This is a genomic window from Bremerella cremea (assembly GCF_039541315.1).
In the GTDB taxonomy this organism is placed as follows: Bacteria; Planctomycetota; Planctomycetia; order Pirellulales; family Pirellulaceae; genus Bremerella; species Bremerella cremea.
On the sequence record NZ_BAABFZ010000001.1, the window covers coordinates 116,170 to 139,183 of the forward strand.

23 protein-coding genes and 1 tRNA gene are annotated in these 23,014 nt (G+C 56.6%); 15 read left to right on the top strand and 9 right to left on the bottom strand.

Going from position 1 to position 23,014, the window contains the following annotated elements; genetic code table 11:
• Positions 1 to 314 precede the first annotated feature (314 nt).
• Positions 315 to 1,316 (top strand): DUF1573 domain-containing protein, encoded by a 1,002-nt coding sequence (locus tag ABD890_RS00530; RefSeq protein WP_345084337.1) that lies wholly within the window; start codon positions 315 to 317, stop codon positions 1,314 to 1,316.
• 81 nt (positions 1,317 to 1,397) lie between these two features.
• Here the strand turns inward: ABD890_RS00530 and ABD890_RS00535 are convergent, their stop codons facing one another.
• On the bottom strand, positions 1,398 to 3,293 hold the full coding sequence (locus ABD890_RS00535; RefSeq protein ID WP_345084340.1) for a carbon starvation CstA family protein: 1,896 nt from the start codon (positions 3,291 to 3,293) through the stop codon (positions 1,398 to 1,400).
• A 195-nt stretch (positions 3,294 to 3,488) separates the two neighbouring features.
• Between ABD890_RS00535 and ABD890_RS00540 the strand changes: the two genes are divergently transcribed.
• The 5 genes from ABD890_RS00540 (at position 3,489) to ABD890_RS00560 (ending at position 9,067) form a co-directional block, all read left to right on the top strand.
• On the top strand, positions 3,489 to 4,550 hold the full coding sequence (locus tag ABD890_RS00540) for a thioredoxin-disulfide reductase (RefSeq protein WP_345084343.1): 1,062 nt from the start codon (positions 3,489 to 3,491) through the stop codon (positions 4,548 to 4,550).
• Between the two features lie 161 nt (positions 4,551 to 4,711).
• Complete coding sequence (locus ABD890_RS00545) at positions 4,712 to 6,514, top strand: divalent metal cation transporter (RefSeq protein ID WP_345084346.1); 1,803 nt, start codon at positions 4,712 to 4,714, stop codon at positions 6,512 to 6,514.
• Between the two features lie 100 nt (positions 6,515 to 6,614).
• A complete protein-coding gene (asnS, locus tag ABD890_RS00550; RefSeq protein WP_345084349.1) occupies positions 6,615 to 8,006 on the top strand; it encodes an asparagine--tRNA ligase in 1,392 nt (463 codons plus the stop codon).
• Positions 8,007 to 8,049: 43 nt separating this feature from the next.
• Positions 8,050 to 8,487 carry a rhodanese-like domain-containing protein gene (locus ABD890_RS00555; protein WP_345084352.1) on the top strand — a complete coding sequence of 146 codons (438 nt, stop codon included), beginning with the start codon at positions 8,050 to 8,052 and terminating at the stop codon, positions 8,485 to 8,487.
• A gap of 175 nt (positions 8,488 to 8,662) precedes the next feature.
• Positions 8,663 to 9,067, top strand: a complete 405-nt coding sequence (locus ABD890_RS00560) for a rhodanese-like domain-containing protein (RefSeq protein WP_345084354.1) — start codon at positions 8,663 to 8,665, stop codon at positions 9,065 to 9,067.
• Positions 9,068 to 9,092: 25 nt separating this feature from the next.
• Here ABD890_RS00560 and ABD890_RS00565 read toward each other — a convergent pair whose 3' ends face one another.
• On the bottom strand, positions 9,093 to 9,599 hold the full coding sequence (locus tag ABD890_RS00565) for an NUDIX hydrolase (protein ID WP_345084358.1): 507 nt from the start codon (positions 9,597 to 9,599) through the stop codon (positions 9,093 to 9,095).
• Between the two features lie 87 nt (positions 9,600 to 9,686).
• A complete protein-coding gene (locus tag ABD890_RS00570) occupies positions 9,687 to 10,739 on the bottom strand; it encodes a sulfite exporter TauE/SafE family protein (RefSeq protein ID WP_345084361.1) in 1,053 nt (350 codons plus the stop codon).
• Between the two features lie 271 nt (positions 10,740 to 11,010).
• On the opposite strand from ABD890_RS00570, the gene ABD890_RS00575 reads away from it, so the two are divergent.
• Both ABD890_RS00575 and ABD890_RS00580 read left to right on the top strand, forming a co-directional pair.
• Entirely contained in the window at positions 11,011 to 12,129 is a 1,119-nt protein-coding gene (locus ABD890_RS00575; RefSeq protein WP_345084364.1) for a potassium channel family protein, read from the top strand.
• A 17-nt stretch (positions 12,130 to 12,146) separates the two neighbouring features.
• Positions 12,147 to 12,620: a GNAT family N-acetyltransferase gene (locus ABD890_RS00580; protein WP_345084367.1), complete on the top strand. Its 474-nt coding sequence runs from the start codon at positions 12,147 to 12,149 to the stop codon at positions 12,618 to 12,620.
• On the opposite strand, the gene ABD890_RS00585 is transcribed toward ABD890_RS00580, so the two are convergent.
• The 6 genes from ABD890_RS00585 to ABD890_RS00610 all read right to left on the bottom strand — a co-directional run bounded on the left by ABD890_RS00585 (position 12,604) and on the right by ABD890_RS00610 (position 16,976).
• Complete coding sequence (locus ABD890_RS00585) at positions 12,604 to 14,040, bottom strand: pectate lyase (RefSeq protein WP_345084370.1); 1,437 nt, start codon at positions 14,038 to 14,040, stop codon at positions 12,604 to 12,606. The two genes, ABD890_RS00580 and ABD890_RS00585, sit on opposite strands and share 17 nt — an antisense overlap.
• An 89-nt stretch (positions 14,041 to 14,129) precedes the next feature.
• Positions 14,130 to 14,483, bottom strand: coding sequence for a hypothetical protein (locus ABD890_RS00590; protein WP_345084373.1), 354 nt, complete (start codon positions 14,481 to 14,483; stop codon positions 14,130 to 14,132).
• A gap of 43 nt (positions 14,484 to 14,526) precedes the next feature.
• Entirely contained in the window at positions 14,527 to 15,000 is a 474-nt protein-coding gene (locus ABD890_RS00595; RefSeq protein WP_345084376.1) for a VOC family protein, read from the bottom strand.
• Positions 15,001 to 15,064: 64 nt separating this feature from the next.
• Positions 15,065 to 15,538 carry a VOC family protein gene (locus ABD890_RS00600; protein ID WP_345084379.1) on the bottom strand — a complete coding sequence of 158 codons (474 nt, stop codon included), beginning with the start codon at positions 15,536 to 15,538 and terminating at the stop codon, positions 15,065 to 15,067.
• 94 nt (positions 15,539 to 15,632) lie between these two features.
• On the bottom strand, positions 15,633 to 16,724 hold the full coding sequence (locus ABD890_RS00605; RefSeq protein ID WP_345084382.1) for a WD40/YVTN/BNR-like repeat-containing protein: 1,092 nt from the start codon (positions 16,722 to 16,724) through the stop codon (positions 15,633 to 15,635).
• A gap of 3 nt (positions 16,725 to 16,727) precedes the next feature.
• Entirely contained in the window at positions 16,728 to 16,976 is a 249-nt protein-coding gene (locus ABD890_RS00610; RefSeq protein ID WP_345084385.1) for a MoaD/ThiS family protein, read from the bottom strand.
• Between the two features lie 326 nt (positions 16,977 to 17,302).
• Here ABD890_RS00610 and ABD890_RS00615 point away from each other — a divergent pair.
• From ABD890_RS00615 to ABD890_RS00645, 7 genes are all read left to right on the top strand, one after another.
• Positions 17,303 to 17,377 (top strand) — tRNA-Pro (locus ABD890_RS00615).
• A 177-nt stretch (positions 17,378 to 17,554) separates the two neighbouring features.
• Positions 17,555 to 18,691 carry a hypothetical protein gene (locus ABD890_RS00620; protein WP_345084388.1) on the top strand — a complete coding sequence of 379 codons (1,137 nt, stop codon included), beginning with the start codon at positions 17,555 to 17,557 and terminating at the stop codon, positions 18,689 to 18,691.
• 184 nt (positions 18,692 to 18,875) lie between these two features.
• Positions 18,876 to 19,484, top strand: a complete 609-nt coding sequence (locus tag ABD890_RS00625; RefSeq protein WP_345084391.1) for an HXXEE domain-containing protein — start codon at positions 18,876 to 18,878, stop codon at positions 19,482 to 19,484.
• Between the two features lie 62 nt (positions 19,485 to 19,546).
• The gene (locus tag ABD890_RS00630; RefSeq protein WP_345084394.1) at positions 19,547 to 20,101 is read left to right on the top strand and encodes a hypothetical protein; all 555 of its coding nucleotides are present in this window, start codon (positions 19,547 to 19,549) and stop codon (positions 20,099 to 20,101) included.
• A gap of 65 nt (positions 20,102 to 20,166) precedes the next feature.
• Positions 20,167 to 20,931, top strand: a complete 765-nt coding sequence (locus ABD890_RS00635) for a DUF1444 domain-containing protein (protein WP_345084397.1) — start codon at positions 20,167 to 20,169, stop codon at positions 20,929 to 20,931.
• A 245-nt stretch (positions 20,932 to 21,176) separates the two neighbouring features.
• Positions 21,177 to 21,713 carry a PAS domain-containing protein gene (locus tag ABD890_RS00640; protein WP_345084400.1) on the top strand — a complete coding sequence of 179 codons (537 nt, stop codon included), beginning with the start codon at positions 21,177 to 21,179 and terminating at the stop codon, positions 21,711 to 21,713.
• A gap of 13 nt (positions 21,714 to 21,726) precedes the next feature.
• On the top strand, positions 21,727 to 22,977 hold the full coding sequence (locus ABD890_RS00645) for a methyl-accepting chemotaxis protein (protein WP_345084404.1): 1,251 nt from the start codon (positions 21,727 to 21,729) through the stop codon (positions 22,975 to 22,977).
• The last annotated feature ends 37 nt before the right edge of the window (positions 22,978 to 23,014 follow it).

Consider the following 23,014-nt stretch of genomic DNA (forward strand, 5'->3'; position numbering starts at 1 on the left):
TACGGCCAAGTCTATCCGAAAGGGTTGATCCCGAATTGTACCCCTTTTCGGATTGGTTTTCTTGTGCCACCACCACCCCACAGAGGCAAGCTGGCGGCATCTTGAAAAAATTCCTGGGGTCAGCCCCAGATTTGGCCGACAAAGTATAACGATTATAGCGATTATTCCGGAGTCGCCCGGAAGCGATATTTTCGAACGTGCACCCATGAACGTGCTATCTTTGGTGGAATGGTCCCAATGCGGGGCGAGTAAGTACGACTCGCACGGCATCCTACCCTTTCCGACCAACCCACCAAATATCGGAGGATCATACTGTGTTTCGTAAGTTATGGCTTGCTGTCTGTCTCTTACCACTGCTGGCCTCGTTTGGAATGGGCCAGGACTGGGCGAACAAAATGTTCAAAGTTCGCACCCACGACTTTGGGACAGTAGCAAAGGGCGCGAAAGTATTCTATGAATTCGAGCTCCAGAACATCTATGAGGAAACGGTTCACATCGCCAGCGTTCGATCGAGCTGTGGCTGCACCAGCCCTTCGATCAAGACCGACACGCTGAATACCTGGGAAAAGGGCGCGATCGTCGCCAAGCTGAATACTGACAGCTTCCTGGGACACAAGAGTGCCACGGTGACCGTCACCATCGACAAACCATTCTACGCAGAAGTCCAACTCAACGTTTCGACCAACATCCGTGGCGACGTTGCTTTTGAACCAGGTTCGGTTCAGTTTGGCAACGTCGAGCAAGGCGAAGGAGCCGTTGCCAAGGTGCACGTCACCCAAGCGGGTCGCAGCGACTGGATGATCACCGACGTCCGTAGCAACGACGACTTCCTCGGCGTGGAAATGACCGAGACCAATCGTGGTGGCGGTCGCGTTGGGTATGACCTGACCGTTCGCCTTAAAGAGAATGCTCCGGTTGGCTTCATCTCCACCCAGTTGGCTTTGATCACCAACGACGGCCGCAGCCCATCGGTTTCGCTGCCTGTTGAAGGCAAAGTTGATTCGCCTCTGAACGTCAGCCCAAGTGCCTTGTCGCTGGGTGAACTGAAGCCAGGCGAAAAGAAAGAAGCCAAGCTGATTGTGCGAGCGAAGAAGCCTTTCAAGATCACCGGCGTGACCTGTGACAATGAAGCCTTCCAATTCGCCGCCGTCCCGGAAGAAGCCAAGAAGCTGCACTTTATCCCACTGACTTTCACCGCGGGTGAAAAGGGTGGCACGATCGTTCAGAAGATCACCATCGAAACCGACCTGCCGGGCGACGTCAGTGGTGAATCGGTTGCGACCGTGGTCGTGGCTGGTGGTAACTCCGAAACCTAGTTTCGGATCGCCAATTCAAACGAAAAGAGCCCGGTTCGCAATCGAACCGGGCTCTTTTTTGTTCTTGCGGTAGCCTGGCCACTAGGCCTTGGCGTATTTCGGCTCGGAGTTCGCCGCGTTCTTCTCGGGTAGCGGTGGGAGGGCTTCTTCCAGCACGCCCTTTACCCGTGGCCACATCAAGATGGCCTCGAACAGCATCCAGACTTGCAGGATCAGCACGCTGATCCCCAAGATCGACAGCAGAACCTTGCGTTCCGCCAGATAGCCGTTCTCAGAGAATAAGTTGTAATACATCGCCAACGCAGGCAGGATCAACATTGCCACCATCGGAATCGCAATGAACCAGATCGGCTTGCTGCGCCGCCAGAGATAGAACGCGGTTACCATCATCGCCAGACCTGCCAGCAACTGATTCATCGCACCGAAGAGCGGCCAAAGCATGGTTCCCCCCTTCCCTGGCACCGGACCGGCGAAGATCGCAATTGCCAGGGCTGAAGCCACCGCCACACCGGTCGCGGCATACTTCCCGGCGAGGGGACGAGTCACTGGGGTCGAATCGAACAATTCTTGTAGCACGTAACGCTGCAAACGAGTCGCGGTGTCCAAAGTCGTTGCCGCAAAGTTCGCTACCAACACGGCAATAATGCTGATCCCGATTTCCAGGGGAATACCGATCGCCGAAAGGAAGTTCGCTCCCCCTTCGACGAACGCGGCCACCAGTTCTCGCAGACCGAAACCGTTCCAACCTTTAGCCATGCTGTAACGCATTTCCCAGGCCGCTTGCCCCACCAACGGAGCGCCCGTTGCGTCAGTCACGGCCGTGTACGTGAAGCCACCATTGGCGGTTGGTTCCCCTTGATAAATGCCCATCCCAACCCCAGCACAGCAAGCCAGGATCACGATCACCGCCAGACCGCCTTCCAACAGCATGGCTCCGTAGCCGATGTACTGGGCGTCCGATTCTTTCTCGACCTGTTTGCTGGAAGTCCCGCTGCTCACCAGGCAATGAAAGCCACTACAAGCACCGCACGCGATGGTAATGAACAGAAACGGGAAGATCGGCGGAGCCCCAGCCGGCAGTTCTTGCGCGACCGCAGGGGTCGAATTCCAGAGATCAGCCTGACCGGTGATACTCGCGACCATCAAACCGACAAACAGCAACGCCAACGCCACAAGCAACTGATGGCTATTCACGTAGTCGCGTGGCTGCAGCAATAACCAGACTGGCAACACCGAAGCGACAAAACAGTAAATCAGCAGAATGACCGTCCAGATCACCAGCGAGCTGAGATAAGGATTCGCCGCCAGGTCTGGCCCCAGCATACTCTGCAAGATCGCGGTCAGGTCGACCGGAAGGTAATAGACACCGACATAGATCGAAACATAGACAATCACCAAAGCCACCAGCGAAGGAAACAGCAGGTGGGCATCTTTCTTCCGGGTATAAATCCCGAGAGCGATCGCGATCGGCATGCTGATCCACACCGGCAGCACCGTTTGAGGATAGAACGCAAAGATACTGGCCACCACCAGGCCGAAGATTGCGAGCACTACCATCAAGGCCGAGGCCAGCACCAGCAGGAACAAGTACTTTGCTCGCTTGTTGATCACGCGACCGGCGATCTCGCCGACGGTCTGACCACGGTTGCGAAGCGAAACGATCAACGAACCCAAGTCGTGCACCGCTCCGACAAAGATCGAACCAAACACAACCCACAGCAAAGCCGGCAGCCACCCCCAAAACACCGCAATGGCAGGACCGACAATCGGGCCAGTTCCAGCGATGCTGGTGAAGTGATGCCCAAAGACCACCTGGCGATCCGTTGGACAGAAATCGATGTCGTCCTGCAACTGCTTGCTGGGGACCTCGCGATTGTCGTCCAGGTCGAAGATCTTCTTCGATAGCCAGCGCCCATAGGTGTTATAGGCAACAATAAAGCCGACAAATGACAGAACGGCGACAATCAGCGTGGACATAAGCGTAAAATACGTGCGACGGTGTGAGGCACCGTGCATCCAAGGAGAGAGAACAGAGGGTGGGACGTGCGGGGATAGTGGGCTCCCCTGCCGCTCTCTATAATGATGAATACTTCAAACGACGTGAATAGCTCACAATCGAACTGAGATAAAATTTTTTTGCGGCTTGGCGCCTTCACAAGGAATTGATCGATCGTGTCGGACAAGATTGAAAACGTTGTTATCGTCGGTAGTGGCCCTGCAGGATGGACTGCTGCAATCTATGCAGCCCGGGCCAATCTGAACCCTCTGCTGTACGAAGGTGCGGCTCTGCAAGAGCATTACGACCTGGGCCGCGGTCCCCTGGGACAGCTGGCCATGACGACGGAAGTCGAGAACTTCCCTGGGTTTCCATCGGGCGACTTGAGTGGTTATCTCGACAATGCCATCGATGAAAGCCTCCGCCAGTACATGGCTCCACACCAGAAGCATGGTGTGAGCGGCCCGGAACTGATGGAGCTGATGCGTCAGCAAGCCAAAAACTTCGGCACACGCGTGGTAACCGACGATATCGTCGAAGTTGATTTCTCGGTGCGACCTTTCAAATTAAAGCCCCGCGAAGGGGAAGAATGGCTCCAGGCCCGCTCGGTGATCATCGCCACCGGCGCTCGCGCCAACTACCTGGGTCTGGAATCGGAAGCCACGTTCAAGAATCGCGGTGTTAGCGCATGTGCGGTCTGCGATGGTGCTTTGCCACGTTTCCGCAACAAGCCATGTATCGTGGTGGGTGGTGGTGACTCGGCGATCGAAGAAGCAGACTACATGAGCAAGTACAGCTCGGTGGTCTACCTGGTTCACCGTCGCGATCAGTTCCGGGCCTCGCAGGCAATGGTCGACCGTGTCATGGCCAACGAAAAGGTCGAAGTGGTCTGGAACCATGTCGTCACCGAAGTGCTGGGCGACGATCAGAACGGCGTGACCGGCGCCAAGCTGGCCAGCACCGTTGATGACTCGACCAAAGACCTGGAAGCTTCCGGCTTCTTCCTGGCGATCGGGCATACGCCGAATACCGATTTCCTGAAGGGCAAGCTGGAAATGAACAATGCCGGCTACCTGAAGTGGACGGTACCGTTCCGCACCAATACCAGTGTCGAAGGTGTTTTTGCCGCTGGTGACGTGGCGGACGACCACTATCGTCAGGCAATTACCGCCGCTGGTACCGGCTGTATGTCGGCTCTCGATGCCGAACGCTGGCTTGCCTCGCAGGGCTTGCATTAAGCTCAAAAGGCAACCATCATTAGAGGCACTGAGAACCCTATCGGTTCCTTGTGTCTAGTGAAAAACCATGGCAAGGGGAACGAAGATCGTTCCCCTTTTGCTTTATTCCCCCATCACCCCGCCATCCCTTATCTACGCCAAATCTGGGCGAAGGACTCGCAATGTCTGATACCGTGAGCAAAGTCGAAACAGACCGAGAGATTCTGCAGGAAGCGCAATCCCAGGGTCCCGCCGCTACGCTGCGTGCATGGGTTCGCTTGTCAGGCCCAGGCTGGCTGCAAAGTGCGATCACGCTCGGCGGCGGTTCGTTGTCGGGTGCTTTGTTCATGGGGATCTTGGGTGGCTACAGCTTGTTGTGGCTGCAATTGGTAGCGATCATCTGTGGTGTGGTGATGCTCTCGGCCATCAGCTACGTGACCCTTTCGACCGGCAAACGCCCATTCCGCCAGATCAATGCCCACATCAACCCGGTGTTGGGTTGGGGCTGGATCATCGCAACGGTTGCGGCGAACATGATCTTCCTAATGCCACAGTTCGGCCTTTGCTACGCCGCGTTGAATAAAAACCTGGCCCCAGGCCTGGTCGGCGATTCGCTTACCGACAAAGCGGTGGTTTCTCTGCTACTGCTGATCGCGGGCGGCGTTCTCGTTTACATGAACTCTCGTCCTGGTTTAGCGACGAAGATCTTTGACTGGTTGCTCAAGGGCATGATCGGCGTCATCGTGATCTGCTTTTTCGGCGTGGTCGTGAAGCTTGGTCTTTCGGGCGAAGCGTTTTCGTGGTCGGAAGTCTTCTCGGGCTTCATTCCTGATTTCTCGGCGGCGACGACGCCAACGGGCGATCTGGACGAAATCGCCAGCACCGTCGAAGAACCTTACCGTTCGTTCTGGACCACTCGCATCGTATCCGACCAACGCGCTGCCATGATTGGTGCCGCTGCCACGGCGGTTGGTATCAACATGACCTTCCTGTTGCCATACTCGATGCTGGCTCGTGGCTGGGACAAAACGTTCCGCGGTCTGGCTCGTTTCGACTTGTCGACCGGTATGGCGATTCCTTACATCCTGGTGACAAGCTGCGTGGTGATTGCCTCGGCGGCGGCTTTCCACGGCAAAGTGGACGAAGCCTTCCTCTCGAACTCGCCAGCTACCATGAAGACCAGCCCGGTCTACGGCGGCGCCGAAAAACTGCTGGCGGCTCGGGTGCTGATGAACGAAGACTCGCTCCAGGTTCCCGAAGAATACCTGAAGGAAGCCACCAACGAAGCGGGCGAAGTCAACAAGGCTGAACTGGCCTCGATGCTGCTGAAGGCTCAGTACGAACCGCTGCTGCAAGGGATGGCCGATCTGCCTGAGAACGAAAAACGTCTGGCTGCCTCGCTGGTCAAGCGAAGCGAATTCCTGCTTTCGGAATCGCTGGCCCCGCTGCTGGGCGACAACATGGCTCGCTGGGTCTTCGGTGTCGGGATCTTCGGCATGGGTTTCTCGACGATCATCATTCTGATGATGATCAACGGTTACGCCTTTACCGAAATGCTGAACACCAAGCCCAATGGCGTCGCTCACGTCATCGGCTGTTTGGTTGCCGGTTTGTCGGGTGCTTCGTGGTTTATCGTCTGGGACGGGCCGGCCAAGACCTGGCTGGCGATCCTGGTTTCAAGCTTCGCCGTCATGTTCCTGCCGATCGCCTACGTCACGTTCTTTATGATGATGAACAGCAAGAAGATCCTTGGCGAAAACAAGCCGACCGGCACGAGTTGGCTGGTCTGGAACGTGCTTATGGTCATTGCGGTGGTCGGTGCAATCGCCGCTGCGGTGGTTTCGATCACCGATAAGGTGACTTCTGCCGGAACTCCGTTCGCACAGAAGGCTGTCGTCTTGACCGTGGTCATTGGTTATCTGATCCTGTTTGTAGGCGGATTCTTCTTCCGGTCGGGCGTCGACGACGATCCTGTCGACGCTTAGCCCTCGAATTCCGCCTTACGCGACAACACTCGCCTAGGCTCCCTCTTTTGGAAAGCAGCCGGTCGCCTGGCGAGGCTTAACCAATACAGGGACCCCAGCGATGGAAAAGCGATCGGTCTTACAGGCCCGCAGCGCGGATACGATTGGCCAGCAGGTATGTCTCGAAGGGTGGGTACGCACCCGACGAGACTCGAAAGGTGGTTTCAGCTTCATCGAGCTGAACGACGGTAGCTGCCTGGCTAATATTCAAGTCGTGGCCGACAACCAGTTGGCCAACTACGAAACCGAAGTGAAGCACCTCACGCCAGGTTCTTCGATTCGAGTGGTCGGCGAAGTCTTGCAATCCCAAGGCAAAGGTCAGTCGACTGAGGTAAAGGCGAGCGAAGTTTACCTCTACGGTACCGCCGACGCCGAGACCTATCCGCTGCAGAAGAAGCGTCATACCTTCGAGAAGCTGCGAGAATGGGCCCATCTGCGAACCCGCTCGAATACCTTCGGCAGCGTCTTCCGCGTTCGCAACCGCGTTTCGTACTCGATCCATCAGTTCTTTCAGGAACGAGGATTTCTGTACGTCCACACGCCGATCATCACGGCTTCCGACTGCGAAGGGGCAGGCGAGATGTTCCGCGTGACGACGCTCGATGTCGAGAAGCCGCCGAAGGTGAATGGTAAGGTCGACTTCAGCAAAGACTTCTTCTCGCGGCCTGCCTACCTGACGGTGAGCGGTCAGCTGGAAGGGGAAATCTTCGCAACATCGCTCGGCAAGGTTTACACCTTCGGTCCCACCTTCCGTGCCGAGAACTCCAACACAAGCCGTCACCTGGCCGAGTTCTGGATGGTTGAACCCGAGATCGCATTCGCCGATTTGGAAGAAAACATGGAGGTCGCCGAGGCCTTCCTCAAGCGAATCTTCACCGACGTGATGAACGACTGCGCCGAGGACATGGCGTTCTTCAACGAACGGATCGAACCAGGCATCCTCGATACGCTGAAGGGAATCGTTGAAAGCGAATTCCTCCGCTGCAGCTATACCGACGCGATCGAGATCCTGCAGAAGTCAGGCCACACGTTCGAGTATCCGGTGAGCTGGGGCATGGACCTCCAGTCGGAACATGAACGCTACCTGACCGAACAGCATTTCAAGCGACCGGTCATCCTGCACGACTATCCACGGACGATCAAACCGTTCTATATGCGTTGCAACGACGACGAGAAAACGGTCCGCGCGATGGACGTTCTGGTCCCGAAGGTGGGCGAGATTATCGGTGGAAGTCAGCGTGAAGAACGCCTGGATGTGCTCGAAAGCCGCATGAAAGAGCAGGGGCTCAATGCCGAAGAGTACTGGTGGTATCTAGACTTACGACGATATGGCACGGTTCCGCACTCTGGTTTTGGCCTTGGTCTGGAACGCGTCCTACAGTTTATTACGGGCATGGGGAATATCCGGGACGTGATCCCGTTCCCACGCACCCCCGGCTGGGCCGAGTTTTAAACCGGCCGGTGAACTGTCGAATATCGCCGTAAGGACCCTCGATATGCTACGTCGAACCTTGCCGATCGCCCTTTGTGTGCTGGGCATCGGCACCCTGGTCAGTGTGGCCCAGGCCATCGACCTGAAAGAGCTGAAGAAGAACGTCGAGGAAGGCAAAGCGATTTTGCTGGACGTTCGCGAAGAAGTCGAATGGAAACGGGCTCACCTGGTCGATTCCGAATCGGTTCCCTTTTCAACGATTTCCACCGACTCCATGGCTCGCCGCGCTGCAGTTCGGTTTCCGTCTGATCCCGATGTGAAGTTGTACGCTCTGTCGACCGATGGCCGTGTCTCGACGCTCGCCTCGGACATGTTCAAACGGGTGAACGTCGAGGTGATTGCGTTGAAGGACTCGTACCGCTCGCTGGTGAATGCCGGATTTAAAGAAGTCCGCGGCAACGATCCCAACTGGCAACCGCCGATCCCAGTGCTGCCTCCATAAGGTGCCAGTCCTGCGATCACAATGTTCAAAACTTCGGCCGAAGCAGTCATGCCTCGGCCGAAGTTGTTTCTTGATGTGGGTTTATTGCCTGCGAGAAATTCGGCACACATCCGGCTATAATGAAACGCAATCGAATCACCCTTCCCTCGCCGAACTTCCGATAGGATTCGTCCCGATGAAATATGCATTCCGCCATCTGCTGCTGGGCCTACTGACGATTTTTGCCTGTGCGTCGAGTGCCCTGGCCGCAGACTTGAAAGAGATCCAGCAGGAAATCGAGCAGGGCAAAGCGATCCTGATCGACGTTCGCGAAGAAGAAGAATGGAAAGAGACACACCTCGAAAAGGCGATCCTGGTGCCCGGTTCTGAAATCGCATCTGGCGACCAGAACGAGAAGATTCTGGCCAAGCTCAAGGCGGAAGCGAAGCCAGAGCAGAAGATCTATTGCCACTGTAAGTCAGGCGGGCGAGCCAAGCTGACGGCCCGCCTTCTCGGCAAACTGGGTGTGGAAGTGATTCCGATCACCGACACCTACCAAGAGATGCTCCAGGCTGGCTTCAAGCCGGCGGAACCGAAGTAGGTTCCGCCATTCCTCGCGGCAACCATTACTGGCCGCGACAAAACTCGAAGTAATAAAGCAACCCGGCGATCGTCTTACCATCGGCGATGCGACCATCGCGAACCATCGCCTTCGCCTCCTCAAGCGAAACAATGTGGTTCTCGATCTCTTCTCCTTCTTCGCGAGCCGGGGCATGCATCGTTAGCCCGGTCGCCAGGTAGGTATACATTTTCTCGTCCATCACACCAGGGGATGGGAAATAGACGGCCAGCAGTTCAACCTTCTCGGCTCGGTAGCCGGTTTCTTCTTCCAACTCGCGACCGGCGGTGATCTCGGGCGGCTCGTTCGGCTCGAGCGTTCCGGCCGGGAGTTCGTAAAGCGTTTGATCCACCGCGATGCGATAGTTCTTAATCAGGCAGACATGGTCGTCGTCGACCAGCGGCAAGATCACCGCGGCGCCGGGATGACGCATGACGTCGCGCGGGCGTTCTCCTTGCCAGACGCGTTCGATATTGAATCGGACTCCCTCGAATACCGTCTCAGGCTTCTTCATCAGACAACTCCTTCTCTGCGGGTGGCGCGGCGGACGAACAGAACCTTCATTGTGCCGTACGATTCCGGCCGTTCGAAGGTGGGTCCGTCAAGAATCAAGTTCGTCGGTTGCCAGTTCCAACGGGTTACCAGAGATCAGGGCGTTTCCTTTTCCTAAGGTATACAGCCCATGGAACAGCAGATTGAAAAGCACCACGCCCACGAGCGCCCCGATCAACGGCCAGCCAGTGACATGTTCGTGCACCAGCGTCCAGACGTATTGACCAATACATAAGACCGACACCACAACCAGCGTCGGGGTTCGACTTATCAGGTTCACGACCAAAGCCCCGAATGGCGCCCCCAACGCGACAATCGGTGCGGCCGCCAACCAGTTGGCAAAGACCTCTGGCGCAATGTGGTAGATCTCGGGCCGGAATGTCGCCAGCAATCCGTTCGAGGCAATACCGACTACCGAAGTGAACGCCATTAGAATCACCGAGGTCGGGATAGCGACTTTCAGGTCGGTCCGGTACAGCAGAACCAGCGTGGCGTAGATCATCATGTCGATCCCCACGCCGGTGATCGAAGAAGCGATACCGCCAGTGACACCGATGGCCAACCCGATCCACAAATCGAGCCGATGCCATTGCCGCGATGACTGATGGGCCGAGACCAATTCGCGCAGCTTCACCAGGTGCAAGATACCAAAGCTCGCCCAGATAACGCCGAAGATCAGCTTCACCCACAAGTCCGGCACCCACGGGGCCACCCATGCCGCTCCCAGCGGAGTGCCGATCAGTGCCCCCACCAACGCAGGCCGAAGCAGTCCCCAGTCGACGCTTCGCCCCGAAGAGAGGATGTAGATCGTCGCCGAAGTCATCCCGATCGACTGGATCGCCAGGCCGAAGTTGCGCCCCAGTGCCCCAGGAAAATCGAACAGCAGCACCAAAACGGGGAAGGCTACCGTGCCGCCTCCCATGGGAGTCGAGCCTGCCACGTACGATCCTACCGACATCGTTAGCGCGATCGGCCAGTGGTGGAGAACCGTCGAGACATGTCCCCCCACCAATACCAGCGTCAGCCAGGCTGAATAGAAAATCGTCAGCCACAACCAGAACGGCCACATGCGAGGCCACGAGCCGAAACGAAGAAACCCCATCGAGGGCAATTCCCGGAAAGCAGTTACTGGGAACAAACAGCCTTGATTGTTCGCGTTGCAACAACACTTGTCAAGACAATCGTTTGATTTGATTCGCCTGGTGGAATTCTCGATGGCGAAACCAGGTTCCCCCTGTTAGACTCGACAGCGTAAGGATTTCCATCCAGCAAATCCGATGACGTGCTGGTTCGGGAATGCCTTTCTGGTTGTGATTCGCTTGGCGGATGAGTGACAATCAGGAGGAGTCCGTACGTCTAAACATTAGGCCAACGTGGTCACGCAACACCTCGATCCCGATCATCCGCCACCCAAACGCAAAGCACCGCTGACAGGCCCTATTCGTAAGATGGCCACTGGTGGTGCTCTCTTTGTTGCGATTTGTGTCGTGGCGGTCGCTGGCTACATGTCGCATGGATGGCGAATGGACGACGCCATCTACATGGTCATCATCACCATCTTCGGCGTCGGTTATGGAGAAGTCCAACCGGTCGAGTCCCCTGCCCTGCGAGCCCTGACCATCATGGTGATCATCGCAGGCTACGGCGCAGTCATTTACACCATCGGCGGCTTCATGCAGATGCTGGTCGACGGTGAACTTCAGAAGGCACTAGGAGCGAGACGCATGTCGCTGGAAATCGATCGCCTCGAAAAACACACCATTATCTGTGGCGTCGGCCGCATGGGATCGATCCTGGCCCGCGAACTAAACGCCGCTGGCAAGCCGTTTGTCGTGATCGACACCGACGAGCGTCGTTTGAACGCCGCCCAGGAACTGGGCTATCTGTTGATCAGTGGTGACGCGACCGACGAACATGTGTTGGAACTGGCCGGAATCAAACGTGCCTCGGTCTTGGCGACCGTTCTGTCAGAAGACGCCACGAACGTGTTTGTCGCCGTCACGGCCCGGGGCATGAATCCCGACATCATGATCATTGCCCGAGGTGAAAATCCCAAGACCGAGAAAAAGCTGATCGGCTGCGGGGCGAACAAGGTCGTGCTTCCCACCGCGATCGGTGCCAAGAAACTCGCCCAGATGATCATTCGCCCCTCGGCAGAAAACATGCTAGAACAAGTCACCACGCAGGGTGACATGAACGACGAACTGGGCCGCATTGGCCTGCGGTTCGATGAGTTGATCGTGGCGGCGGGCTCGTCGCTGGTCGACAAAACGATCAGCAGCATCGAACTTCGCAGTAACCATGGTTTTCTGATCGTCGGTCTGCGGCGGAAAGATGGCTCGACGCTCCTCAATCCGCCCGCCGAGACGGTGTTGGCCACCGGTGATATCGTGATCGTTTTAGGGCACACCAACGATATCCCACAACTCGCCGAACGTTTCTGTGCGACACGCGGCAAAGTGACCTACCGCGGCGTCACCGTCGACCACTAGCCCTGACCATCAAGAGCATGGAAGTTCGCAACGCTTTGCCGGAAGAGTATCCTCAACTCTGGCAGTTGTTCTACGAGACGATTCACACCGTCAATGCCCGTGATTATTCGCCTCAGCAACTCGACGCGTGGGCTCCTGCGGAAATTGAAATGTCCCGCTGGGAAGCTCGAATGGCGAGCATCCATCCGTTTGTCGCCATCGAAGGAAACGAGATCGCTGGCTTCTGCGATGTTCAGCCGGACGGCCTGATCGACATGTTCTTCGTCCATCATCAATGGCAACGCCGCGGCGTCGGCCGAATGCTCTTCGCCGAGATCGAGCGACGCGCCGCAGCGATGAAGCTGAAATCGCTACACTCGCATGTCAGCCTTACCGCGCGTCCTTTCTTCGAGGCTCACGGCTTCTCCGTTGAGGAGCCGCAGCAAGTGACTATCAATGGCCAGACGCTGAGCAACTTCCTGATGCGACGCTCGCTTAATTCATGCTCTTAAGATACGTGCTCAGGTCGACCAGGTTCTCGGCGAAAGTCTCGCTCGAGATGAACTGATCGCCCGGCTTGAACCGCTGATCCCCGACCAGGCGTTCATTCTTGAAGGTTGTGATCCAGCGTCCTTCGCTGTCGAGCGAACGGAGGATACGATTCGCGTCGCTGGCCGACACGCTCCTTCGGCTCCCATATTGACGGGCCAGTTTAAGCACGCGATTGGTGCGTTCTTTCAGGTATGCCACCTTCGAGTTGGTCTTCCAGCCGTAGTGATCTGGCAGGTTCGAGTCGTCGTAAGTCAGCACGTAACTCTTCCCCTCGCGGTTCATGTAGAGGGGGCGATTGGTCTTCAACTCGTAGTATCGCGCCAGTTGTCCATTGGGAAGCTTTGAAGACTCCAGGTAAGCGATTCCCTTCCCGCACGGATCCAAGTATTTTCGATCACGGGTAACCTGAAAGATGCTCAACAACGCATCCATCGCATCTACTGACTCGCGGCCGGCGATCGCTGGTGGCTCGAACTTGCGAGCCCAGATCGGTTTCATGTCGTAACTATACTGTTGGGCCCAGCCTGGCTGTGGATCGGGCATCTGGGCGAGAATCAGAAAGTCGCCTAGCTTCTTCGCAGCCTCCAAGTAGCGGGGGTCTTTGTAGATCTCGCTCGCGTCAAGCAGCACTTCCGTGACACTGCCTGCCAGGCCGTCGTTGAGCGTATACATGTCCCAATAGTTCTTGACGCGACCTTCGGTCTTCCAGTCGTAGTCGGGATACGATGCCTTAACGATGGGAAGCGAGGAATCGGCCGGTCCGGTCCATACCTGAGGAAACGCTCCGTTGGGACACTGAGCCTCCAACAAGGCATCAAGCCCGGTCTTCGCGGCGGTGTGGATCGCTTCGTTTTCAAAGTTGTAGGTCTTGTCCAACCGCATGAGAAACCGCAGGGCCGATTGCGTCTGATCGTCGTCGAGCGATGAATTGTTCTTTCCCTTGCCGTGACCATTACGATAGAGCGCGACCCGCTCTCCTTGCGGATTGAAGTCGATGCAGTTTGTCCATCCGCCTGACTGCAGTTGCCCGTAGATCAGCGCCGTGGCCGCTTCGGTCGCGGCATCCAAGTAGAACGAATCGCTGGTGGCCTCATACGCATCCAGGAATGCCATACCGACGGTCGGCGTCCCAGGCGGCTGCACCCAGATCTGCTCGGGCGATGCCACCCCTTCGCCATATCGCTGCTTCAAGTCGGGACTGTAGAAGTAAACATAGCCGCCCCGAACGGCGACCTGCGACCGGTAAAACGTCGCTGCCTTCTTCATTTGTGCCAACACTCTGCTGGCGTTCGGTGACTGTTCGGTCGTTGCCGCAGCGACGGGCAGCACCCATCCAATCAGACAGAATGTAAACACGAGCAGACGGACAGCGCTAGGCATGGCAGAGGCCTTCCGGAGGGAAGTCGAGAGGGGGGTGGAAAAGTTCTCTCGAATATACCGGCCGCAGATGCGCGAAGAAAGCAACTTCTTCAGGAGGGCCAACGCAGAAGAATAGGAATGATCCCCAGCGTGAGCATCACCAACCAAACCACGATCTGCAAGATGATCCCTGGCGTCGGCTCGCCGCCGGAATGCGAAAAGCCATCGGATGATTGGCGATGCATTCGGTCTGCTTCTTCCGGCCAAAAGAGCATCCCCAGCAAAACAAGAAAACCGAAAGCAATCGCCGCCGTGCGATTCAGTTCGCCGGTCGTCACCAGGCAATCCAGCACCACAGCCGCCGAGAAAATGCAGCCAGCGATGCGATTCCAGGTCCACTCGATCCCCTCCACCGATTTGCCTCCGTAAATGAAAATGACCCTGGTTGGTTTACCCAGGGTCATTCGTTCGATCTGCAGAAATCTTGCGGCACTGGCACGCCGAAAGCTATTTTCCCTCGGCCATCTGCTGGACCGCCGCTTTGATTTCCTCCGGCGATACTTGCCGCTGCGGCGTGGCCAACGACCAATTATGGCCGAACGGATCGACCACGACGCCATACCGATCTCCCCAGAACATATCGGTAGCAGGCATGCGAACCGTCGCGCCGGCATCTTCCGCCACCTTCATAGCGGCGTCGACATCTTCGACGTAACGATGGATCGTTACCGGCGAACCACCAAGTGCCTTCGGCGACTGCAGCTTGCCATCGCAATACTCTGGAAAATCGTCCGCGATGAAGAAGTGAGCGTCACCAATGACCAGTTCACAGTGCATGATCTTTTCGCCATCGGCCGCGTGCAGACGAAACATCTCGGTCGCACCGAAGGCCTTCTTATAGAACTCGATCGCTTCCGGACAAGGATCACACACCAGATGAGGAATGAAACCAGGGCGACCAGCAGGAACAGGGGTAGACATATTGTTGTCCTTCCAAGGGAGTAGTTTTAACGTCAGGAAATTGCCCCATCAAAACGCGTGGGCATTAGGCGTCGTTATAGGCAGTTTGCAGGGCATGCAGATCGAGCTTTTCCATTTGCATCATCGCGGCCATCACCATTTGCGACTTGGCAGGGTCAGGATCGCCAAGCAAAGTTTTGAGCTTTGTCGGGACAACCTGCCACGAAACTCCGAACTTGTCTTTCAACCATCCGCAGCGGGAAGGCTCGCCACCTTCGGTAAGCTTGTCCCAGTAGTAGTCGATCTCTTCCGCCGATTCGCAGTTGACGACTAACGAGATCGCCTCGGTGAAGGTGAAGACCGGTCCGCCGTTCAAGGCGACAAAGCGTTGGCCTTGAATTTCGAACTCGATCGTCATGATCGAACCCTCTGGGCCTGGACCGACCTCGCTGTAGCGGGTTTCGGAAAGGATCTTGGCATCGTCGAAGACCGACACGTAGAACCGAGCCGCTTCTTCCGCTTGATTGTTGAACCAGAGAAATGGCGTAATGCCTTGCATGGATTTGTCTCCCGAGGTTGGAACGAATCGCCTGTTTACCAAGTAGTCGTTCTCGCATTTCCTCATTCGACAATCAGGGAAAAGATTTTTCTCCTTAGATCACGGCCGCTTTGACGCAGTTGATCGGCGGCAGCGATTCAAAGAGGCAGGTCCAGCCATCACCACCATCGTTGCCCATCCACAACTGACCGGTCGTCGTTCCGAAATAGACCGCTGGTGAATCGCACGAATCGATTGTCATGGCGTCTCGTAAGACCGTGAAGAAACCATCTTTCTTCGGCAGCCCCTTGGTGAGCTTCTTCCATTTGCGCCCGCCATTGGTGCTTCGCCAGACGGCAGGCTTCCCTTCAGGGCAGGTCCGCGTCGAGGGTTCGAGCGGTACCACGTAGATCGTTTCAGGATCGTGAGGATGCACCACGATCGGGAAACCAAAGTCTGAAGGCAAACCATCCGCGATCGATTCCCAGGTATGCCCGTAATCGTCGCTCCGCAGCACACCGATGCCGGGCCTATCGGGCCAGCCGCCATGGTTTTGCATATAAAGCCGACCTGGTGCGGCAGGATGCCGGGCAATTTTATGGACGCACTGCCCGAACTCTGGATAGGGATTCGGGAAGAAGCCAGCGCCGACGCCATCATTCGCCGCATCGAATGTCTTGCCACCATCTTCGCTCAGGTAATGACCGCCTGTCGAAATCCCTAAATGCATCCGGTCGCCATCCCGGACAATCGTATGCAGACAAAGCCCGCCTGCCCCAGGATGCCAATCTTTGGAATGTTTATGGTTGCTGATGCCCGAGATCATCTCCCACGAGTTGCCGCCGTCTTCGCTGTGAAACAACGCCGCTGGCTCAACACCGGCATACAAGTCTTTGCTGCCAGGTCCCGCTTCAAGCGCCCAGATGTTGGCGAGCGAGCGACCATCTTTCCCAGGGAAGGCTGGGGCCGACTTGGTCTCTTTGAACTTCTTTCCCAGATCGGTGGAGGTCAGCAGCTTCATCCCGAACCAGGCATTGCAGCTCGAAGCAAACAGCCGAGGCGACTTGCGGGTATCGATCAACGCCGAATAGACCGCCACCCCCGAGCCGAACGGGCCGCGAAGTTCAAAACGCCCCCGCGACTTGCTGGCCTCGGCGACAAACAGCCCCTTCTTCGTTCCTATGCACAAAACAACGCGATCGGCCATGGGTTAGCCTCCTGAAACGGCGGTCATGATGAAAAGAACATCGTCTGGCGTCAGCGGCGTGGCGAGCCCGTCAGTCCGGTGAAGCAGGTCGTCATTCAAAAACAAATGGATATGCTTGCGGACCGCCCCGGTCTCGTCGCAGACGCTACGAAAGAGATTGGGGCGTACTTGCTGAAGCTGATCGAGGGCCTGCTGAACGGTGGCCGCTTCGACCTGCACCTGGGAAGCCCCCTGGCATTCCGATCGCAACATCGAAGGTATCTGAATCGTGATAGGCATCGGACTACGGCCCCGGAAATAACAGAACGCCAATCTAACGGGGGCTCGGTACCGAGGTTCCCCTGCTATCTGGTCGATTGAACGAGACATGCTTCGACAAGCGGCTGAAAAAATTTTTAAGGGGCTGAAATTGACGATAAACGGCCATTTCGCCCTTATCTGCACTTTCTACCCCAGGGGATGCCAGCACCGCGAACCATTTCCAGCAAGATTCCTCTAAGAAATTAGCAACTCGACACCAGATATGGCATTGGCCCACATTGTCAGGTCTGGGAAGGGACGCTATTATTTCAAGTCCACGGGGTGTAGCGCAGTCTGGCTAGCGCATCTGCTTTGGGAGCAGAGGGTCGTAGGTTCGAATCCTATCACCCCGACTTTTAATCAGCATCAAATCCCGCCGATGGTCGAACAACGACTGTCGGCGGGATTTTTTGTTGGCCTTTTGCCTTGCAGAGGTTTCCCTGGGCGAACGTTGGCCCCATCGATGGGTCATGTTACCGTGTGCGTTGTCGCACTTCTGGCCCTCCTTCTCTTCTCTGCCTTGGGTTGCCATGCTCGCCATTATCCAAGCCACCATCAACGACCTGCCGCGGATCCGTTCCGAGCGAAAAGAGTGGCGCCGTTTTCAGTTCCTGGAATCGGAAACCGAAACCGGCGAGTTCTACGACGCCAACGAATCTGCCCGGTATTTGATCCTGACGGCACTTCAATTTGCGGCGACCGATGAAGACGAATCGCTCGTGCGTTACTTGCTGCAGCAAGAACTCCAACTGCTGGAGAACGATCCGTACCAAGGCTGTGGCGATAAGGTTCGCCTGGCGAGCTACCTTTTGATGCGGTGGCATCGTCTGGATGACTTCTGGCTTTATGCGGACGCCAAGTCAGCGAACTTCGACACAGCGTGCGGGTATGATTCGCAATTCCTTGCAATCCACGGCCCTGAGGCCGCCACCGCCCAACTGGCTTCGCGCGAGCATCACGCTGGGGAATGGCTGAAAGAAGTCCTCTTCGACGAGGAAGGCACTTTTCGCTGGAACGCCGTGGAAATGGAAGAATGGCAGGCCGACCTTGCCGACTACTTTCCACGCCATCCAGAGGCGGTTTCGATCAGGGCCTGGATCGAATTGGCAATCGACTTACAGCAACTAGCCGAGGCCAAAGTCCTTCTCGAGCGTTTCCGGAACGAAACCGAAGAGATCGACTTCTACTGGTTGGTCTATACCCAAAAGCAACTAGGCGACCTGCCTGGGACGCTCAGCACCTACCGGCAAATGCTGGCTGCTGCCGACACCGACTGGGATCGCGTTTCTAAGAGCCACTCCGTTGCCGATGTTCTCTACCAACTTGGTGACGTCCAAGAGGCCTGGGGGACGATTGTTTCCTGCGACTGGATGCTCGATCAGATCGAGGGCTGGCACGAGGTCGGGCTTGGACGCTCGCTGGTCGAGACCGCTTTCAAGATTGCTGCGGTCGCTCCGGAGCCCACCGCGATGGAAGCATTTCGCTGGGCCTGTCATCGGCAGAGCCAACTGGAAACGAACAGCCAGGTGATCTTCGAGGCCGCCGTTGCTGCCGCCCAAAAGTTGAATCAGCCCGAGCAACTCACTTTTTACAAGGCGGAGCTTGCTAAAGAGAAAGCATCCATTCACTCTCAGCTTGAAGGCCTGGAAGACTCGGCGGAAGAATAAAGCGAACTTCCGCATGTAACGGTCGTGTCAATTGTGTGGCCCAAGCGTTCATCTTCGTCGCGAGACGAAGTCGGCGCCATGAATCACGACCTAAGCTTGCGCAATTGCCAGCGGACTGGTCGTCTGACTGGAATGTATTCATGCGGAAACTTTACTCGACGCCTCCAACTGAAGAGTTCGTCCCATGTGGACCTGGCTAGTTCGTGATTGGCATTGGCCGGCTGCGGCACTATTCACTTCGCTGTTTCTGCTGGCACTCACGCCCATGATTGCCATTTCGGCCGGGCTGGCACTGACACTGATTTTCCTGCAGTTGCCGCTCTACATGATTCATCAATTCGAAGAGCACACCGGCGACCGATTCCGGCTCTATATCAATCGCACGATTGGTGGCGGCCGCGAAGCATTGACTCCCGCAGCGACCTTCTGGATTAACTCGTTGGGAGTCTGGGCGGTCGATCTGGTGGCGCTGTACCTCGCCTGGTTTATTGGACCGGCCTGGGGACTCGCGGCTGGTTACCTGGCCGTGGTGAATGCCTTACCTCACATCGGCATGACGATCAAGCGTCGCGAATACAATCCCGGCGTCATCACTGCGGCACTATTGTTTCTTCCGCTGGGCGGCTGGTGTATCTTGCAGGCAGGTGCCAGTGCTAGCTGGACGTTTCATCTGTCAGCCTTGGCCGTCGCGATTGGCGTGCACGTGGCCATCGTGATCCATGTGGCTCGCCGACTGGCAAAGCTTTCCAAAACAGGTTCGTCCGCTGACCTTCCGCGCGGAGCGCACGCCTAAGCGATCTCCGATGAAATTGGCACGCGACGGCCATAGACTCTTCCGTGCCGATGGAGTCGAAAGTGCTGCGATATCTGATCCCGAAATTTGATCGAGCCGATTTGCTGCCAATGCTTCAAGCGGCAGCGATCGGAGCGGTAATCGCTGGGTCATATGGCATTCTCCACGATCAGATCACCTACTCCATTTCGCCGGAGTACTTCACCCGATTTAAGTTCGATCAGTTTGCCTACGCCAACTTCGGAGTCGGCGATCGCGTTTTTGTTGCCGCGATCGGATTTCTGGCGACATGGTGGGTTGGCATGTTTGCCGGGTGGTTTCTCGCGCGATACTACTTCCCAGGCTGCTCGCACGAGACGGCCTGGCGAAATGTCTTTCGCGCGATAGGCTGCATGTTTCTAGTGACCTTCTTGTTCGGAGCCGCGGTCTATGGGTATGGATTGAGCCTTGGACCAGGCACCGATCTTTCGACTTGGCAACCAATGCTACATAGCCTTCGCGTTGAAGATGGTACGGCATTCGTTCGCGTCGGCATGATCCACAACGCCGGTTATCTTGGCGCATTGGTTGGCTTGGTTCTGGCAATCTTGCTGGTGCGGCGATCGCCGGTTGCTTGATTGCCATACTCTGGCCAACTACACTTCCCTCCGAATCAGGTGGATCGATTTAGAAGGAAGCTGCCATGCTGGAAGTCCGAGCTGAATTTGAAAAAGAGTTGACTGCGCGCGGCCTCGCTTTCGAGTTCGATGCCGAGTCGGATCGGTACCGTGTTCAAATCGAGGACTTCGAGATGATGGTCAACTTGGACAACGTGGCCCGCGATGTCGAAGCGAATGGAGACCTACAACGGGTCAGCCGGTTCGTCGATGCGATCATCGAAACGGCCCAGCATCCCGACGACGCGATCGTTGCCGAAAACCTCTACTGGTCGCTCGAACCGAACGACTACGATCCCCCTGCCGATATCCGTGTTTCCTTGAGCAAGTGTGTCGACCGAGTCCTAGTACACATCTCCCCCGGGGGTCGCACGATTCGCTGGGTTACGCCTGAGATGCTGGCGAAGATTGAACTTTCACCGGACGAGGCCGGGGCGATTGCTTTCGCGAATCTCGATCGAGCTCTGGCCGCCGCCACCTTCGAAGCACAGTCGGTCGAAGAAGCAAAGCTGGGCTACTTCGTGACCGACTTCCCTTTCAAAGCAGCGTTACTTCTAGCGCCGACGTTGCGAGAAATCGTCGAGCCCACGATCGGCTGGCCATTGATGGCCGTCGCGCCGGATCGTGATTTCCTTTACCTCTGGGCGGCCCAGTTCGACGAACTGGCAGGTCGTGTCGGCCCGGTGGCCGTTCGCGAGTTCACCAACGCGTCGTATCCAATTTCAACGGAAGTCTGGAAGATCGACGAAGACAAAATCAAAGCGATTGGCGCTTTCCCGACCGACTCTTAGCGGGCGTCCTCGAATCGAGGTTGAGCTCTCCTAATTAATTTCCGCTTCGCGTGGTTATGCTGGTATCGCCCTCTAGGCTACCCCTTCTGCGGCAACCCACACGTCGCCGATTGCTAGCACGACCCTTAGTTCCTTCCCATATTTTCCGCAGCGAAGGCACCTTGCTCTCATCAATCCATGAGGCAATTGCCAGTTGCGGCATGGTATCGCAGAGTGAAAACTGCTGAGCTTGTGGGGCAAGGGCTATGACCAGAACAACCATCACACCGACCGGGCGGGAACGTACCTTCGGACTCGACGAGATCATCGTCAGCAAGACCGATCCGAAGGGCATCATTACCTACGCCAACCACACCTTCCTGAAGGTCTCTGGCTATACGGAAGAAGAGATGCTCGGCGCTCCGCACAATATCATTCGCCATCCCGATATGCCGCGATGCGTGTTCAAGCTGTTATGGGATACCATCTCGAACGGGCAGGAGATCTTTGCCTACGTGGTCAACCTCTGCAAGAACGGCGATCACTACTGGGTCTTGGCCCACGTCACCCCAACCTTCAACTTGAAGGGGGAGATCATTGGGTATCACTCCAGTCGCCGAGTCCCCGACCAAGAGGCGATTGAGACGATCGTCCCGATTTACGCCAAGCTGAAGAACATCGAAGACTCAGCCTCGGACTGGCGAGCGGGCATGGCGGAAGCGGAACAATCGCTCGGCACCCTGTTGGCAGATTCCGGTATGACCTACGACCAGTTCGCATTCTCGCTGGTCAAGTGTGTTTAGGAGCCAGACACCGATGCTACAAACTGCCGAACAGCTCTCGACCGAAGTAAGCCGCGAACAACTCGAAGCTCGCGTAGCTGAACTAGAAGCCAAGATTGCCCAGTACGAACACTGGATGGAAAAGGCGACCATCGTTTGCGAACACGCCGCCCATGGTGACCTGGAAGCCCGGCTCCTCCATATCGATGCCGACGGCGATATGCAGCGGATGTTGGTCAGCATCAACTCACTGCTCGACTATACCGACGCCTTCGTTCGCGAGGCCAAAGCTTCGCTGAGCTATGCCGCCCAAGGCAAATTCTTCCGCCGTGTCATCCTCCGTGGGATGGTCGGCACCTTCAAACATGCCTCGCTGCTGATCAACGATTCAATCTCCGAAATGCGACGTTCTTCGGAAGAGTTGGCCAACGCCGAAGTCCGCCGACTAGCCATCGCCGATGAGTTCGAGACGACCGTCAAAGAAATCGCCAACTCGGTCGAATCGGCCGCCACCGACATCTTTGACGCCAGCGAACAACTTGCATCGGTTGCCAATCAAACCGCCCAACAAGCCGCCAATGCCTCGCAGGCCGCCAACCGTACCAAGGAAAGTGTCTCGCAAGTAGCTGACTCTTCAGAGCAACTTGCCAACAGCATTGGCCAGGTCAAACAGCACGTAGGCGAAGCGAACAACGTCGTCGAACGTGCGGTCAACGAATCGGAACAAGCGACCTCGATCGTAGTTGGCCTGGAGCAGTCATCCTCGCGGATTGGAACCGTCGTCGATACGATCGCTCAGATCGCTAAGCAGACAAACCTGCTCTCGTTAAACGCCGCGATCGAAGCAGCCCGGGCAGGTGAAGCAGGTCTCGGCTTCGCCGTCGTCGCGGCGGAAGTTCGCAAACTAGCCGAGAAGACTCGCGACGCAACGGAGCGAGCCAAGGCAGAGATCGGCAGCGTGCAAGACTCGTCCGGGAAAGCGGCCGAAGCCATTACGTCCTGTGGAAACCTGATTGCCGAGATCCATGATGTGAGCGAGACCATCTCGCACCTGGTCGATCAACAAACGACAGCCACCACGGAGATCCGCGAACATGCCGTCGACGCGGCGGACGAAACCACGAGCGTATTTGAGAACATCAACCAGACGACCGAAGCCGCCAGCGAAACACGCCACTCGACCGAGACCCTGGTTAGTGCCGCGACCGAACTGCGACACTTCTCGAGCAAACTCTCGCAGAGCGTCGACCATCTGCTAAAGTCGATCCGCAATCCTCGCGACTAGCGCATAAAAAAGGCGGAAGCTAATTTGCTTCCGCCTT